This window comes from Pseudomonas putida, assembly GCF_001941965.1.
GTDB classification, from domain to species: domain Bacteria; phylum Pseudomonadota; class Gammaproteobacteria; order Pseudomonadales; family Pseudomonadaceae; genus Aquipseudomonas; species Aquipseudomonas putida_L.
Genome location: NZ_MKZO01000075.1, coordinates 1 through 14,323, shown reverse-complemented (window position 1 = coordinate 14,323; position 14,323 = coordinate 1). Strand labels below are relative to the sequence as shown.

Below are 14,323 nucleotides of genomic sequence, written 5' to 3'. Positions count from 1 at the left end.
TCACTATGCTACCACAAGGAAAGATTCTAACTCCAGCGTGAAATTTAGACTGAAAACTTGTATTTCAAATTTTCAACAGCTTTCAATTTGGCGGGTGGCGTCGGACCTTCTGAGTATCTATCAAAGGTCATTCTTAGCAGCCCATCTGCTTTGTGACCAACCAAAGATATGATGACAAGGTTCTTAACGTCAGCACGTTCTAGCGTAGTGATAACAGTCTTTCGTATACTATGGAAAACACATCGCTTATCAAATCCAAGCTCTGCTTTGAATACCGAAAACTGATTACCTAAGCCCTTGGATTTTGTTTCATACTTGCCGCCTTTGCTTGTTTTCAACAAATAGCCATCGTCCGACGAACTTACAAGCCGGTTTACGGTTTTCATAAGAGCCGGGTGGATTGGAACAAAACGAACAGATGCTTGTGTTTTACCTTCTGTGATATGAAAACAATCAACACCATCTTCTTTAACAACTGACGATGTTTTCAAACGGCAAATCTCTTCAATCCGTGCCCCGGTGTAGGCTGCTATCTCAATCAAGTCGGCTAGCTGACGCTTACCTTTCTCGACTGCCTTACTATGCAAGGTATTGACTTCATCAGCCGTAAACGCTCGTCGTTCGTCCTCTTTGAGCGTTCCACGTCTGACTTGGCTCAATTCATGACTTTTAAAAGGATTGATTGGATAATGCTCTTTGAACGGTGGCTCTTTCTTAATCAAGAAATTATAAAAAGCATTAAACGAAAACAAATATTGCTTCTTGGTCTTCGGCTCAAGGTTTTTTGACATCAAGAATGAAGCTACTGCTTCATAGTCTAGAAGCAGATTTTCCGACTTTAAAAACGCATCAAGAGCCTTAATTCTCTTGATATGTCTATCGACGGTATTCAAATCAACCTTTCGTTGATTTAATTCATAGCTATAAAAAGCATCAAGGCGACTTTTAAAAAATGGAGTCTTGGGTGAATAATCCGAGCGACCAGCAGCAATATCAATCGCTTCATTAACAAGGTCGATACTTAATTTTTTATCATGTGCATACTGGATTACTTCAAAACCCATTTTTGCTTCACTGGTTGGAGCTTTTCCTTGAATTTTATCAAGATTTATAGCCCGTTGGTGCTTTTCAACTATTTGAAGAACATCATCACGAAAATTACCGATTTCACCCCTTCGGGCTTTTTCAATTTCGGCCTTCCATTGGTGCAACCACCTCAATTTGAGAACGTGAGCTTCCGAGCGGTTGCCGGTTTTAAGACTTTTAGTCAGAACCTTACGCCCGGCGAAGGCTTCCCGTGCTGCTTCTGGAACGTCCAGACGGACGTGGTAGGTGCCAGATTTCAGGACTAAAAAATCGGTCATAGCAGCAGCCCTTGGCTAGTGATTTCTACCCAAAATTCTATCCAAAATTTCTAGCCAAAGCCACTGTAAGCCTTTAAATACGCGGCCCTACTGGTTTGAAGCGTAATTTTGAGGGAGTTCGAGTCTCCCTCGGGGCACCAAGATCGATGAGAAAGCCGACTTTTTAGTCGGCTTTTTTGTGCCTGAGATTTGGAGTTGGAGATGCGGTGCTGCATTTTCTCTGTGGGAGCGAGCTTGCTCGCGAAGGGCTCACCCCACATAGACTTGTGGCTCCCCGGAACCCCGGCCCATTCATCCAATGTGGTTGACACGAGTGTCACCTTCTATATCCTTGCATTTGAGGACTGCAACTGCGCATACGTCGGGACTGGGTACCAGCAACATCCCCCCCCGCAATTTTGGCAGCAGAGAAAGCTGGTTTCTCTGAAGTAGTGACGATGGCATTGTCCGTCGGATTCTGAACCCAAGGTCGTGAGACCGGGAGCTAAAGAATCGCTGCGACTACTCCTCAAAAATTTGAAAGGCGCCCATGTGGCGCCTTTTTTATTTTTCAGCTCGCTCAAAATCTGCTGGCCCCTCCTCGGCTCGTGGTCGAGGAATTTGTCCTACCAGCGTGCCGTGTGCTCGACGCTGGGGATACCAGGTAACGACATAGTAGCCAAAACCTGACGCCCGCTCGTGGCGCGGCTCAAGAATCAGGCAGCCAGTGGATGTCCTAAGCACTGCGATGCGGTTGCCACCTCGCTGTTCCTTGAACTCACAATAGATCTGCGCCCCAGGCACAATCATTTTGGCGATGTGGTCAGCGACGCCATCAATGCTGATGCAACCATGCCTAAGCAAATCAGCCTGGTGCGCCTGCCACACATGAATCACTCCAAACCCGCTGTTGACCCGGTGATGAGCCCCTACACGAAGATAAACTTCGCCGCCGGGCAGACCGAACTTTGGCATCTCGGGAATCGTGCCGAAACTGAACCCGCCAGCAGGGTGTGACACCAGAGTATTCGGTTTAAGCTTGAGCAATTCAGACAAGCGCCCTCCCCAACATGACTCAAGGCGATGCGTTCTGCCATCTCTGATTGAGGTCTTGATCGCGATTCATGGTTTTCCTCGATGAGCGTGCGGAGCAGCTCCAGCACACGCTCGCTCCCGGCACCCAGGAAATCCTACCGGCTCAAGAGGGAAGTAAAAGGTGTCGCATATAGCTACGAAAACCCTGCCATTTCCGACTTTCTTGTAGGCAATTTCCCAAGCATACTCCCCCACCCCACCTGGCGGTTGCGTCCTCTGGAAACCGTGCCTACGCTTCGCCGGTCGTTGCCAAATCAACGATCGGATTAGCAGTCCGCGCACAGAAGCAACCACCAGCAACCAGTCAATGGCGGCTGTGCGTGTGGGCACCTTCGGGTGCGCCGGGTTTGCTCTGTGTGCCGGTCTGCTACCTCACGTACAGTCGCCACCCTCCGTCTAGCAGCGGAATGTGGCGATCTCTTGAAACAACACAGAGCGTAGCCATGAAGAAACTCGTACCCGATCCACCACCCGTCCTCTGCATCCGCGCGGGCATGTCCACCGAGGAGGCAATACACAATGCTGAGAAGCACCTCCAAAGTGCCCTTTTCTCTCTGACCCGGTTGCCCTCACAGCCGCTACTCGCTGACCAAACGAAAATCAGCAGTGCCATCGTCAATCTGAAAATCAGCAGAACATTGTTGACTGTCGCTAGGGCGAAATCAGGACTCAGTGTGCCTGTGCAGTAAAGGGTATCTCGCCGCGGGCGCGCCCGCGGCACTGCGCTGCTCTTCAACGCTTCCGCTCATTCGTTCACCCCCGTGCCATCTTTAGTTTTTGGGCTGCCTATACGGCAGTGAACAGCGGGGCGAGGCTATACCTTGTAACCCACGTATTTCTGAGCTGCCTATACGGCAGCTCAGAAATGCACTTCCGGCGTCAGGGTCTTGATCCTGGTGTTCACTGCCGTATAGGCAGCTCAGAAACGGGCAAAATCAGGCGCCAGCGTGCCGATTCGGTTCACTGCCGTACAGGCAGCTCAGAAATGCAGGGGAGTTTTGTCCTGTACGTTTGTGACGTTCACTGCCGTATAGGCAGCTCAGAAAGATGACCGACATCCTTGCCAAGCTGGAGAAGAGTTCACTGCCGCATAGGCAGCTCAGAAACGGCGACCCAGCCGTCCGGCACGCCACGGGTTGTTCACTGCCGTATAGGCAGCTCAGAAATGGATGTTGGTCGGCGTGATTGGCTTCTCGATGTTCACTGCCGTGTAGGCAGCTCAGAAATATCGGGGATGCAGCTGATCCCGACACCGTTCGTTCACTGCTGTAAAGGCAGCTCAGAAAACCTCGATATCCGGCAGCACGATCAGCCCCCATTCACTGCCGCGTAGGCAGCTCAGAAAATCTAGGGTGTAAGGAGGAGGACGCACTGGCAAGACCGAACAACTAGGGTGCCGCAGGCCTGCTCTCGGCACCGGTTCATTTACGTGACAAGCGCTCCACTATGCCTCGCATCGTTGGACGCTGCGCCTGCCATTCCGCTCGAGTGATGCCAAGCAACACGACATCGAGACGCGCACCGTCTTTCAGGATGTTCTGGCGCCGGACTCCTTCCTGAGAAAAACCGAACTTGCAGTGCATCTTCACCACCGCCGTGTTGCTCTCCAGCACTTCGCAGTTGAGCTTTTCCAGCCCCGCTTCGTTGAACGCATGATCGAGCAGCCAGAACTCCACCAAGCTCCCCACCCCGCGCCCCTGGAGCGCCGGATCGAGATAGAACGCCCAGTCCGCCGTCCGGTGCGCCGCATTGATGGCATTGAGCGAAACGATGCCCGCGACCTGATCGTCGAGCATCACGACAAAGACCCTCTGACGCTGATTGCCCACCAGCGACGCCAGCCACTGCCCATGCTCGTCAATGGAGATCTCGTGGCTGCTGTACATGAACCGCCGTACATCAATGTGGTTGCGCAGGTCGCGAACCCGGGCCTGGACGGCGAGGGATGTGTCGAGGATGTTGATGAAGTGCATGGGAAGCACCAAAGGCTGGCGGGAGAAGATCATACAATTCACATCCAGAAACACCCAGCCCTTTGCTACTACCCTCCCCTATCTGCTTGCATGCCCTCTTCACACACAAGGAGTGCAGCGATGAAGACGATGGTGATCGGCGCCAGCAAGGGACTGGGCAAAGCATTGATGGAAGGTCTGGGTAATAACGGCGATCTGTTGATCGGCGTGTCCCGCACCCGCCCGCATGAGATGAAGCCCTTTCCAGGCGTCAGTCAGCAATGGATCGAAGCCGACCTCGGAAACCCGGTAAACGCCGCCGACTTGCTCGCCCACTGCGCCGGCGAAACCGGCCTCGATACGCTGATCTACAACCTCGGCATATGGGAAGACCAGGCCTTCGACGACGCCTACAACTTCCTCGAAGATCGCGACGAGCAATTACAAGCCATCGTCAATTGCAACGTCACCGCACCGATCCTGCTGATCAAGCGCCTGCTGCCGATCCTGCTGCGCAGCGAACGTCCCCGCATCATCCTCACGGGCTCCACCTCAGGCCTGCCACAGAGCGGGCGACCTGAAGTGACGTTCGGCGCCAGCAAATTTGCCCTGCGTGGCATCGCCGACTCACTGCGCGAGGGCTATCGCGACCAGCGCCTTGGCGTGACCTGCCTGAATCTGGGTTACCTGAATACCGAAGACACCTTGACCACGCCCCGTGAACAAGCCGAACAACGCGGCGCTGGCGAACTCATCCCGGTCCACGACGTGGTACAGGTGGTACGGATGGCCCTGAGCCTGTCAGCCGCGAGCTTCGTCAAGGAAATCACCCTCCCGGCGATCCTCGACCCGCGCTTCTGACTCGCGCATCTCCCGCAACTGCCGCTTGATCACATGCACAGGCGGCGCATACAGGAAGCCGAACGACACGCTATTGCGCCGCCCTTTTATCGCATGGTGCATCAGATGCGCCTGGTACAGGCGGCGCAGATAGGGATGACGCGGCTTCGGTCGCACCGGCCAGTGGCGGTGGACGATGCCATCGTGGACAAACACATAGATGATCCCGAACGCCGCCACCCCCGCCCCCACCCACTGCAACGGATCATGCCCGGCATTGCCCAGCACGATCAGGGTGATGGCGACCAGGGCGAGGATCAGCAGGTAGACGTCATTGGTCTCGACAACGCCCAGGTGTGGCTCGTGGTGGGAACGATGGAGGAACCAGCCGGGCCCGTGCATCACGTACTTGTGCGCAAGAAAACCGACACACTCCATGGCGACCAGGGTGCAGAGGAAGATGGCGAGGTGGAGGATCATGTGCAGCCGGTGCCGGGGATAAGGGGTGGGCGTCAGATTAGGGGAAGTGGCGGGGAGAATCCATGACGGGATTGTCATGTGGGAGATGCGCTGACGGGCTGTAGGAAATGGACCGCGGGACTGCTCCCCGCGGCATCCTTGCGAATTATTTCGAAGGCTCTTTTTCTTCCTGCAAAGCGATCTGGGCTTCCATGCACGGGTGCAAGAGTTGGCTACTACGAAAGAAATCATCATCCAATTCAGGGATGTCGGAAAAATCGATGTCCTCGTCCTTCATGCTTGCGAGTCGGTCCCAGTCAGTCTTGGTTTCGTCTTTGCTCATAAAAACTATTTGTATTGATGGATGGAAAGAAAAATCTAGGTCACCAAAGCAAGTTCCGCTCAGGCAAATCGAGTCGGAATATGTCGCCCGCATAACCCGCTTGACCTCAACCTAACTAGAGGTCTGAAACTCCTCGATTCTTTCGTCCTACGGAGCTCCCCCATGACCGCCCCCTTCCAACTGATCAACCCCGAAGGCCTCTACGACCCAAGCGCCAATGCCTATTCCCACATCGCCGAGGTCAAGGCCGGGACGCGCTTGCTGTTTCTTGCCGGGCAAGGGGGCGAGGACCTGGGCGGCGCCCTCTCGCCGGTGTTCGCCGAGCAGGCGCGGCAGGCGCTGGAGAATGTGCGCACGGCGCTAGCGGCGCGGGGGGCGGGGATCGGGGATGTGTTCAAGCTGACGCTGTTGATCGTCGATCATTCGGCGGAGCGGCTGCGGGATTGGGTGCAGGTGGCGGATGAGGTGTGGGGGGATAGGATGAAGCCGGCCTGTACCTTGATTCCGGTGCCAAGATTGGCGCTGGAGGGGATGCTGGTTGAGGTGGAGGCTGTGGCGGTCGGGCAATAACAGCAGATCCAAAAGCACCGCTAAACCCGTGGGAGCTGGCTTGCCAGCGATAAGGCCCGACTGGACAACATCAGTGCAACTGATGGCCAAATCGCTGGCAAGCCAGCTCCCACAGGGTTTTGCAGTGTCTGTCAGATCACTTCTCAGGCCGCACGATCACCGTACAAGTCGTCCCCGCCGCCAGCAAAAACCCGTCCGGCACGTCATCGATATGAATCCGCACCGGCACCCGCTGCGCCAGCCGCACCCAGTTGAAAGTCGGGTTCACATCGGCGATCAGCTCGCGGCTTTCAGGGTTGTCACGGTCATAGATGCCCCGGGAAATGCTCTCCACATGCCCCTGCAACACCTCGCCGCTCATCATCTGCAGTTCGGCAGGATCACTCACCCGCACATGGGGCAGCTTGGTCTCTTCGAAGAAGCCGTAAACCCAGAACGAGTCCTTGTCGACCACCGCCATCTTCGCCTCGCCAGTCCGCGCGTAATCGCCCCGGTGCACATTGAGGTTGGTCACGTAGCCATCGACCGTCGCGAGAATGGTGGTGCGCTTCAGGTCGAGCTGCGCCGCCGCCAGTTGCGCCTGGGCCTGCTGGTAATCCGCCTGCGCCGAGTTGGCAATATTGCTGGCGTCATCGCGGTTCTCTTTCGAGATCACCAGGTTGTCCATGTCCGCGCGGCGGCTGGCGTTGACCTTGCGCATTTCCCAGGTGGCCTTGCGCGAGGCCACCAGCGCTTCCGCCTGGCGCACCGCGACCTCGTAGTGCTCGGGGTCGATGCGCATCAGCACATCACCCTTCTTCACCAACTGGTTGTCCTTGACCGGCACGTCCACCACATAACCCGGCACGTCGGCGGCGACGTTGATGATGTCGGCGCGCACCCGGCCGTCCCGGGTCCAGGGCGTGGTCATGTAGTTGATCCACAACTGCCGGCCGATCGCCACGGCGGCGGCCAGTACGAGCAAGGTGGCGATCAGGCTGAAAAACTTCTTCATCGACGGGCTCTCAACGGTAGACGGTCAGCGCCATGGCGCCGAACAGGCAAAGAAACAGGCACAGGCGCAGCAAGGCCGGGTGCCAGAAAAAACGGTAGCCATCGACGCTGGCGATAAACCGGTCCAGGCCCCAGGCCAGGCCCGCGGCGAACAGGAACATCAGGGTCACGGTGGGCATGTACAGGCCATGGAAGGCGATTTCACGAAGCATGCGGCTGTCCTGGCTGCGGGCCGAGGGCGGCCAGCGGCGATTGAGGGTCGAGCAGGGAAGTACGGATGAAGTGCAGGTAGCTCTGCACCCGGCGCAAGGCCGAGGTGTCGAAGTGTCGGGCGAACGGTTCGTCGGTGGCCTGCACGCGGCTGATCGCATGCTCCACCGCCACCAGGGCGCGCTCGTGGTTGCTCGCCGACGGCTGCAGGAACAAGCGCGCCAGCGCCCGGCCCATCACGCGGATCGCCTGGCGCCAGGGCTGGGATTCGGCATAGGACGGGTGCACCGGGAGGATTGCCTGTTCCTTGCGCAGCTCGATGATCGCGTGGCCGACCTCCAGCACCACGAACATCCAGCGCAGCAGGCGGCTTTGCACCAGCGGCTGGCCGACCGCCAGGCCATAGGCCTGGTGCAGCAGGTCGCGGGTGCGGCTTTCGAAGCCCGAGCCCAGCCCGCGCAAACGCCCGCTGATGGCGAACAGCACCTGCTCGCGCAGGTCCTGCTCCAGGCGGCTCCACAACCAGCGGCTGTTGGGCGGCAGGATGATCGCGCCGGCCGCGGCACACACCAGCATGCCGATGACCATGCCGATGTAGTCGTTGATGAAGGTGTAGGGGTTGTAGACGGTGAGGTTGTTCGGCACCGAGCCGATGGCGAAGAACACCAGCAAGCCCAGGCCGTAACCGGCATAGGCCGGGCGCGAAGCGAGGAAGGCGCCGAGCACGAATACCGGCGCCAGCACCAGGCACAGCAGCGGGAAGCCGTCGATCCAGGGGAAGACGAAGAAGGTTTCGAAGAAGCCGACGAAGGCGCCGAACAAGGTGCCGCAGGCCATCTGGAAGGACATGCGCTTGGGATTCGGCGAGGCCGCCGAGAGGCCCACGGTGACCGTGGCGATCAGGGTCATCATGCCGCCGCTGGGCCAGTTGCTCAGCAGCCAGTAGCTGCCCAGCAACAGCAATACCGCCGCCGCCCGCACCCCGGCCGCCGCCGATACCACCCAGCTGGTCTGCGCCACATAGGGCTCGTCCCACTGCTCGCGCTCGTGGTTGTGCGCGGCCAGGGAGGCGTGGGTCTCGGCGTAGTTGTGCATATCGTCGACGAAGCGATAGAGCAGCTCGTAGGCGGTGTGGAAATCCAGCAGGTCGGATTCGCTCGGGCCGGTTTCCTCGTAAGCCGAACGCAAGGCGCGGACCTGCGCCGGCAAGCCTTCCTTGTAGACCGCAAGTTCCAGGGTCAGGCGCAAGGCGTCGGCATCGGTCAGGGCGCGACCGACATAGGGATCGAGCAATTCGGCGAGGGTCTTCAGGCCCGGTTCGATGGCGCTGACGATCTGCAACGGCCCGCGCAAGCGCAGGCGCTCGAGCAACTGGTGCAGGGCGTTGTAGCGCGTGGTAATGGCCATGAATTCGCTGTTCATACGCATCAAGCGCCCGCTGCGCCGGCGCATGTGCGGGTCTTCGAAGGTGGTGACGCTGCGCAGGCTCTCCAGCCCCACCGCCTCGGCGATAAAGCGCACGTTGCTGGTTTCCAGGCGGTCGCGCTGGCTGTCGCCGCGCAGGCCTTCCACCACCACCCCGGCGAATACACCGAAGCGCTGGTACAGGGCGTTGCGCATCGCCGCACTGGCCGATTGCGGGAGGATCGCGGCGCTGACCAGGGTGGAGACGAAGATCCCCAGGCCGATCTCCAGCACCCGCCATACCGCCGCCATGAAGGCTTGCTGCGGCTGGTCGAGCACCGGCAGGCCGATCATCGCCGCCGTATAGCCAGCGAGGACGAAGCCATAGGCGCGGAAGGTGCGATAACGCATCGCCCCCGCCGAACACAGGCCGACCCACAGCGCCAGGCTGGGCAGGAACAGCTCGGTGTTCTGCGGAAAGATCGCGATCAGCGCCACCATCATTGCCGAGCCGGCCAGGGTGCCGAGCACCCGGTAGAAGCTCTTGGCGAACACATGCCCGCTCTGCGGCTGCATCACGATGAACACCGTGATCATCGCCGTGCGCGGCTGCGGCAGTTCCAGGCGCATGGCCAGCCACAGGGTGACGAAGGCGGCGGTGAGGACCTTGAAGATGTAGACCCAGGTCACCCCGTCGGTGCGCGCCCACTCGAGAAAGCCGCGGCGCCACTCCAGGGAGGCGAGCCAGCGGAACGGCAAAGCCAGTGCGTTCATTGGTCGTGGCCGGGTTTGTCGAAGATCGCCAGGGTTTTCGGGGTCGCGGGTGCCGTCTCGCGCCCGGCATCGGGCACATCGGCGCCAGCACCGAGGCCGCCACCGAGCGCGGTGACCAGCCCGGCATGGGCACTCAGGCGCGCAGCCTGGACCTGCTGTTCGATCATCTGCTGCTTGAACAACAGGGTCTGGGCATTGAGCACATTGAGGTAGTCGGTGAGGCCGCGCTGGAAGGCGATCGTCGCGATGTCGTAGGTCTTCTGCGCGGCAGCAACGGACTCGGCCGCGAAATGCGCCTGTTCCTTCATCGACTCGCGGCGGATCAGTTGGTCGGAGATGCCCTTGAGCGCCTCGACCACGGTCTGGTTGTAGTGCGCCACGGCGATGTCATAGCCGGCGGAAGCGACGCCCAGCTCGGAGCGCAGGCGCCCGCCGTCGAAGATCGGCAGGCTGATGGCCGGGCCGACGTTGTAGTTGAATTTGCGTCCGGTGAGGAATTCCAGCGGACCGCCGCCGGTAGCCATGAAGCCGAGGCCACCGACCAGATCGACATTGGGGAAGAAGCCGGCATGGGCCACATCGATCCCCCGTGCCTGCGCCGCGACCTGCCAGCGGCTGGCGACCACATCCGGACGCTGCCCGACCAGTTCCGCCGGCAGCGCCGACGGCAGTTTCAGTGGTGCGCCAAGCGCCAGTCGCGGACGCTGGATCTGCGCGCCCTCCCCCGGACCTTTGCCGGCGAGCGCGGCAAGCTGGTTGCGGGCCAAGGCGATTTCTTCATTGAGCGCGTCGAGCTGACGATGGGTTTCCGGCAGCGGCGCCTGCGCCTGGCTGACTTCGAAATGGGTGCCGATGCCGCCGGCCAGGCGCCGTTCGGCGAGGCCGAGGATCTGCTCCTGCTGGGCCAGCTCGGCCTTGACCACATCACGCTGGGCAAAGTGCAGCGACAACTGGATATACACGCGCACCACGTTGTTCTGCAGTTCGAGCTGGGCTTGGCGGGCCTGGGCCACGCTCATATGGGCGCGGTCTACGGCCTGTTCGCTGGCGTTTTCCTCGCGGCCCCAGAGGTCGAGGGCGTAGCGAAAGCCCAGGGCGGCGTTGTTGTCCCAGGTGTTGGCGCCGGACAGGGCGCCGGGACCGTAGAACTGGTCTTCCGGCCAGTTATGGCGTTTCAGGGTAGCGTCGCCATTGACCTGGAGCTTCTCCGCCGACTCGACCACGCCGGCCATGGCCTTCGCCTCGCGCACCCGCGCCGCGGCCATGGCCAGGGTCGGACTGCCGTGCGTGGCGAGGTCCATCCAGCGGTTCAGTTGCGGGTCGCCATAGGCCCGCCACCACTGCTGTTCGGGCCAGTGGGCATCGCGGGCGGCGGCTTCGATCGCCGCGTCGGTCGTCAGAGTATTGGCTTGCAGCGTCTTGCTTTGCGGGGCAATGCCCCAGGTTCCGATACAGCCGCTCAAGGTGAAGCAAAAGGCACAGACACTGAGCGCACTCAGCGCTCTGATGATGCGACGCGGCACTGCTGCAAATTCCCGACGTAGGTGGATGAAGCCAAGAGGCCGCAATTCTATGAGGCCGCCGGGATGGCGATAAGCGCGCATTCCTGTGAATCTTTGTTACCGATTCGGCGATAATCCGGCTTTAGTCTGAAGACCGGCCAAGTTACTTCATGTCACAATTCTGTCGTCTTCCTTGAGAGCGCCCCATGGACACCCTGCAAAACATGCGTGCTTTCAGCTGCGTCGCCCAGGTTGGCAGCTTTACCGCCGCCGCCGTGCAGCTGGATACGACCACCGCGAACGTCTCGCGGGCGGTTTCCAATCTTGAAGCGCACCTGCAAACCCGCCTGCTCAACCGCACTACCCGGCGCATCGCGCTGACCGAGGCGGGCAAGCGCTACCTGATGCGCTGCGAGCAGATCCTCACCTATGTCGAGGAAGCCGAGGCCGAGGCCAGCGACGCCCACGCCCGTCCGGCGGGGCAGCTGAAAGTGCACTCCATGACCGGGGTCGGCCAGCACTTCGTCATCGACGCTATCGCCCGCTATCGCCAGACCCACCCCGACGTGACCTTCGACCTGACCATGGCCAACCGCGTGCCGGACCTGCTGGACGAGGGCTACGACATCTCCATCGTGCTCGCCAGCGAGCTGCCGGACTCGGGCTTCGTCTCGCAGCGCCTGGGCATCACCTACAGCATCGTCTGCGCGTCCCCTGAGTACGTGGCCGAGCACGGCGTGGCGCAGAAGCCATCGGACCTGCTCAAGCATGCCTGCCTGCGCATGGTCAGCCCGGTGATCCCGCTGGAGAAATGGCTGTTCGACGGCCCGGAAGGCCAGGAAGTGGTGAACATCACCCAGGCGCCGTTCCAGGTGAACTCCGCCGACGCCATGAAGGCGGCGATCCGCAGCGGCATGGGCGTCGGCGTGCTGCCGATCTACTCGGCCATCGACGGCTTGCGCGACGGCAGCCTGGTACGGGTGATGCCGGCGTACCGCCTGCAGGAACTGAACCTGTACGCGATCTACCCGTCGCGGCAGTACCTCGACGCCAAGATCAAGACCTGGGTCGAGTACCTGCGCAACTCGCTGCCGGAGATCCTCGCGGCCCATGAAGCCGACCTGAAGACCCACGAACTGCGCATGGCCAACTGAAATCTTGCTGCACAGCGGCGGCGGGGAATGATAGGTTGCTACCCATTCTCCCCCGCCAGCAGAGATTTGCCCCGATGAAAAAGACGGTACTGGCCTTCAGCCGCATCACCCCGCCCATGGCCGAGCGCCTGGAGCAGGACTTCAACGTCATCGTTCCCAACCCCAAGAACGGCGATATTGCCGCCCAGTTCGACGAAGCGCTGCCCGAGGCCCATGGCCTGATCGGTGCCGGGCGCAAGCTGGGCGCCGCGCAGCTGGACGGCGCGCTGAAGCTGGAAGTGGTGTCCAGCGTCTCGGTGGGTTACGACAACTACGACGTGGCCTACCTGACCGAACGCGGCATCGCCCTGACCAACACTCCGGACGTGCTGACCGAAAGCACGGCGGACCTGGCGTTCAGCCTGGTCATGAGCAGCGCCCGTCGCGTCGCCGAGCTGGATGCCTGGACCAAGGCCGGCAACTGGAAGGCCACGGTGGCGCCGTCGCACTTCGGGTCCGATGTGCATGGCAAGACCCTGGGTATCGTCGGCCTCGGCAATATCGGCGCGGCGGTCGCGCGGCGCGGGCGTTTCGGCTTCAACATGCCGATCGTCTACAGCGGCAACAGCCGCAAGCCGGAGCTGGAACAGGAACTGGGCGCGCGTTACCTGAGCCTGGAGCAGTTGCTGGCGGAAGCCGATTTCGTCTGCCTGGTGGTGCCGTTGAGTGCGCATACCAAGCATCTGATCGGTGCGGAGCAGTTCAAGCTGATGAAGCGCAGTGCGTTCCTGATCAATATTTCCCGGGGTCCGGTGGTGGACGAGGCGGCGCTGGTGGAAGCGCTGCAGAACGGTACCATTCGCGGGGCCGGGCTGGATGTGTATGAGAAGGAACCGCTGAGCGAGTCGCCGCTGTTCTCGCTGAGCAATGCGGTGACCTTGCCGCATGTGGGCTCGGCTACGGCCGAGACCCGCGAGGCGATGGCCAACCGGGCGATCGACAACCTGCGGGCTGCCCTGCTGGGTGAGCGGCCTCGGGACCTGGTGAATCCGCAGGTCTGGAAGTAGTCCTTCAGGGCCCTATCGCTGCGGTGCGGCGGTCCGACAAGCCAGCTCCCACAGGTTCAGCGGTGCACGCGGTCCCTGTGGGAGCTGGCTTGCCAGCGATGAGGCCCTGACGACCAACAGAAATCCATCTACCTCAGCACCGCCTCGGCATTCACCACCTTGGCCTTGGGCTTCCTGAACACCAGCACATTCCCCATCATCACCAGCACCAGCCCCACCAGCGCTGGCGCCGTCCACTGATACCCTTCCACCACCGCCGACACATTCAGCGCCACCAGCGGGAACAGCACGGTGCAATAAGCCGCCCTCTCCGGCCCCATCCGGCCCACCAGGGTCAGGTACGCGGTAAAAGCAATCACCGACCCCGGCACCGCCAGGTACAGCAACGACCCCACATACTGCCCACTCCAGTCCATGCCGAACGGCACGCCGCTGACCAGGCAATACACCCCGAGCATGCTCGCCCCATACAGCATGCCCCAGGCATTGGTGGTCATCGGCCGCAGCCCGGACTTCTGCTGCACGCTGGACAACATGTTCCCGGCCGAGAAGCACAAGGTCCCGAGCAGCCCCAGGCCCAACCCCATCAAGGTTTCATGACTGGCCCCCTGCCCCGCCAGCTCCGGCCAGAACAGCAG

At 60.3% G+C, this 14,323-nt stretch carries 15 protein-coding genes; 5 read left to right on the top strand and 10 right to left on the bottom strand.

Annotation, left to right across the window (positions count from 1 at the left end; all coding sequences use genetic code 11):
• Positions 1 to 44 precede the first annotated feature (44 nt).
• Both PSEMO_RS32470 and PSEMO_RS30215 read right to left on the bottom strand, forming a co-directional pair.
• Positions 45 to 1,364, bottom strand: a complete 1,320-nt coding sequence (locus PSEMO_RS32470) for a tyrosine-type recombinase/integrase (RefSeq protein ID WP_081430367.1) — start codon at positions 1,362 to 1,364, stop codon at positions 45 to 47.
• 543 nt (positions 1,365 to 1,907) lie between these two features.
• A complete protein-coding gene (locus PSEMO_RS30215; RefSeq protein ID WP_075806530.1) occupies positions 1,908 to 2,399 on the bottom strand; it encodes a hypothetical protein in 492 nt (163 codons plus the stop codon).
• Positions 2,400 to 2,881: 482 nt separating this feature from the next.
• On the opposite strand from PSEMO_RS30215, the gene PSEMO_RS30210 reads away from it, so the two are divergent.
• Positions 2,882 to 3,127 carry a hypothetical protein gene (locus tag PSEMO_RS30210; protein WP_075806529.1) on the top strand — a complete coding sequence of 82 codons (246 nt, stop codon included), beginning with the start codon at positions 2,882 to 2,884 and terminating at the stop codon, positions 3,125 to 3,127.
• A 732-nt stretch (positions 3,128 to 3,859) separates the two neighbouring features.
• Here the strand turns inward: PSEMO_RS30210 and pseH are convergent.
• A complete protein-coding gene (gene pseH / locus PSEMO_RS30200) occupies positions 3,860 to 4,411 on the bottom strand; it encodes a UDP-4-amino-4,6-dideoxy-N-acetyl-beta-L-altrosamine N-acetyltransferase (protein ID WP_075806715.1) in 552 nt (183 codons plus the stop codon).
• A gap of 120 nt (positions 4,412 to 4,531) precedes the next feature.
• Here pseH and PSEMO_RS30195 point away from each other — a divergent pair, with 120 nt between their 5' ends.
• Complete coding sequence (locus PSEMO_RS30195; RefSeq protein WP_075806528.1) at positions 4,532 to 5,251, top strand: SDR family NAD(P)-dependent oxidoreductase; 720 nt, start codon at positions 4,532 to 4,534, stop codon at positions 5,249 to 5,251.
• Here PSEMO_RS30195 and PSEMO_RS30190 read toward each other — a convergent pair.
• Both PSEMO_RS30190 and PSEMO_RS33650 read right to left on the bottom strand, forming a co-directional pair.
• The gene (locus PSEMO_RS30190; RefSeq protein WP_075806527.1) at positions 5,192 to 5,710 is read right to left on the bottom strand and encodes a sterol desaturase family protein; all 519 of its coding nucleotides are present in this window, start codon (positions 5,708 to 5,710) and stop codon (positions 5,192 to 5,194) included. The two genes, PSEMO_RS30195 and PSEMO_RS30190, sit on opposite strands and share 60 nt — an antisense overlap.
• A gap of 145 nt (positions 5,711 to 5,855) precedes the next feature.
• Positions 5,856 to 6,032, bottom strand: a complete 177-nt coding sequence (locus PSEMO_RS33650) for a hypothetical protein (RefSeq protein ID WP_178392083.1) — start codon at positions 6,030 to 6,032, stop codon at positions 5,856 to 5,858.
• Between the two features lie 162 nt (positions 6,033 to 6,194).
• Here PSEMO_RS33650 and PSEMO_RS30185 point away from each other — a divergent pair, with 162 nt between their 5' ends.
• A complete protein-coding gene (locus PSEMO_RS30185; RefSeq protein ID WP_075806526.1) occupies positions 6,195 to 6,602 on the top strand; it encodes a RidA family protein in 408 nt (135 codons plus the stop codon).
• 136 nt (positions 6,603 to 6,738) lie between these two features.
• On the opposite strand, the gene PSEMO_RS30180 is transcribed toward PSEMO_RS30185, so the two are convergent.
• From PSEMO_RS30180 to PSEMO_RS30165, 4 genes are read right to left on the bottom strand one after another with little or no spacing between them, the layout of a single operon-like run.
• Positions 6,739 to 7,596: an efflux RND transporter periplasmic adaptor subunit gene (locus tag PSEMO_RS30180; protein ID WP_075806525.1), complete on the bottom strand. Its 858-nt coding sequence runs from the start codon at positions 7,594 to 7,596 to the stop codon at positions 6,739 to 6,741.
• 10 nt (positions 7,597 to 7,606) lie between these two features.
• The gene (locus PSEMO_RS30175; RefSeq protein WP_064302741.1) at positions 7,607 to 7,807 is read right to left on the bottom strand and encodes a DUF1656 domain-containing protein; all 201 of its coding nucleotides are present in this window, start codon (positions 7,805 to 7,807) and stop codon (positions 7,607 to 7,609) included.
• Positions 7,797 to 9,983 carry an FUSC family protein gene (locus PSEMO_RS30170; RefSeq protein ID WP_075806524.1) on the bottom strand — a complete coding sequence of 729 codons (2,187 nt, stop codon included), beginning with the start codon at positions 9,981 to 9,983 and terminating at the stop codon, positions 7,797 to 7,799. Before PSEMO_RS30170 ends, PSEMO_RS30175 begins: the two co-directional genes overlap by 11 nt.
• Positions 9,980 to 11,506 carry an efflux transporter outer membrane subunit gene (locus tag PSEMO_RS30165; RefSeq protein WP_075806523.1) on the bottom strand — a complete coding sequence of 509 codons (1,527 nt, stop codon included), beginning with the start codon at positions 11,504 to 11,506 and terminating at the stop codon, positions 9,980 to 9,982. The genes PSEMO_RS30170 and PSEMO_RS30165 overlap by 4 nt, the downstream gene beginning before the upstream one ends.
• A gap of 185 nt (positions 11,507 to 11,691) precedes the next feature.
• Here PSEMO_RS30165 and PSEMO_RS30160 point away from each other — a divergent pair, with 185 nt between their 5' ends.
• Positions 11,692 to 12,639 carry a LysR family transcriptional regulator gene (locus PSEMO_RS30160; RefSeq protein WP_075806522.1) on the top strand — a complete coding sequence of 316 codons (948 nt, stop codon included), beginning with the start codon at positions 11,692 to 11,694 and terminating at the stop codon, positions 12,637 to 12,639.
• A 74-nt stretch (positions 12,640 to 12,713) separates the two neighbouring features.
• Entirely contained in the window at positions 12,714 to 13,685 is a 972-nt protein-coding gene (locus PSEMO_RS30155) for a 2-hydroxyacid dehydrogenase (RefSeq protein WP_075806521.1), read from the top strand.
• 128 nt (positions 13,686 to 13,813) lie between these two features.
• Here PSEMO_RS30155 and PSEMO_RS30150 read toward each other — a convergent pair.
• A partial coding sequence (locus PSEMO_RS30150; RefSeq protein ID WP_144443648.1) for a DMT family transporter occupies positions 13,814 to 14,323 on the bottom strand: 510 nt, incomplete at its 5' end.

Coding starts and splice junctions, on each gene's coding strand:
- PSEMO_RS32470 (WP_081430367.1), bottom strand. CDS start 1,364: ATGACCGATTTTTTAGTCCTGAAATCTGGCACCTACCACGTCCGTCTG.
- PSEMO_RS30210 (WP_075806529.1), top strand. CDS start 2,882: ATGAAGAAACTCGTACCCGATCCACCACCCGTCCTCTGCATCCGCGCG.
- pseH (WP_075806715.1), bottom strand. CDS start 4,411: ATGCACTTCATCAACATCCTCGACACATCCCTCGCCGTCCAGGCCCGG.
- PSEMO_RS30195 (WP_075806528.1), top strand. CDS start 4,532: ATGAAGACGATGGTGATCGGCGCCAGCAAGGGACTGGGCAAAGCATTG.
- PSEMO_RS30190 (WP_075806527.1), bottom strand. CDS start 5,710: ATGATCCTCCACCTCGCCATCTTCCTCTGCACCCTGGTCGCCATGGAG.
- PSEMO_RS33650 (WP_178392083.1), bottom strand. CDS start 6,032: ATGAGCAAAGACGAAACCAAGACTGACTGGGACCGACTCGCAAGCATG.
- PSEMO_RS30185 (WP_075806526.1), top strand. CDS start 6,195: ATGACCGCCCCCTTCCAACTGATCAACCCCGAAGGCCTCTACGACCCA.
- PSEMO_RS30180 (WP_075806525.1), bottom strand. CDS start 7,596: ATGAAGAAGTTTTTCAGCCTGATCGCCACCTTGCTCGTACTGGCCGCC.
- PSEMO_RS30175 (WP_064302741.1), bottom strand. CDS start 7,807: ATGCTTCGTGAAATCGCCTTCCATGGCCTGTACATGCCCACCGTGACC.
- PSEMO_RS30170 (WP_075806524.1), bottom strand. CDS start 9,983: ATGAACGCACTGGCTTTGCCGTTCCGCTGGCTCGCCTCCCTGGAGTGG.
- PSEMO_RS30160 (WP_075806522.1), top strand. CDS start 11,692: ATGGACACCCTGCAAAACATGCGTGCTTTCAGCTGCGTCGCCCAGGTT.
- PSEMO_RS30155 (WP_075806521.1), top strand. CDS start 12,714: ATGAAAAAGACGGTACTGGCCTTCAGCCGCATCACCCCGCCCATGGCC.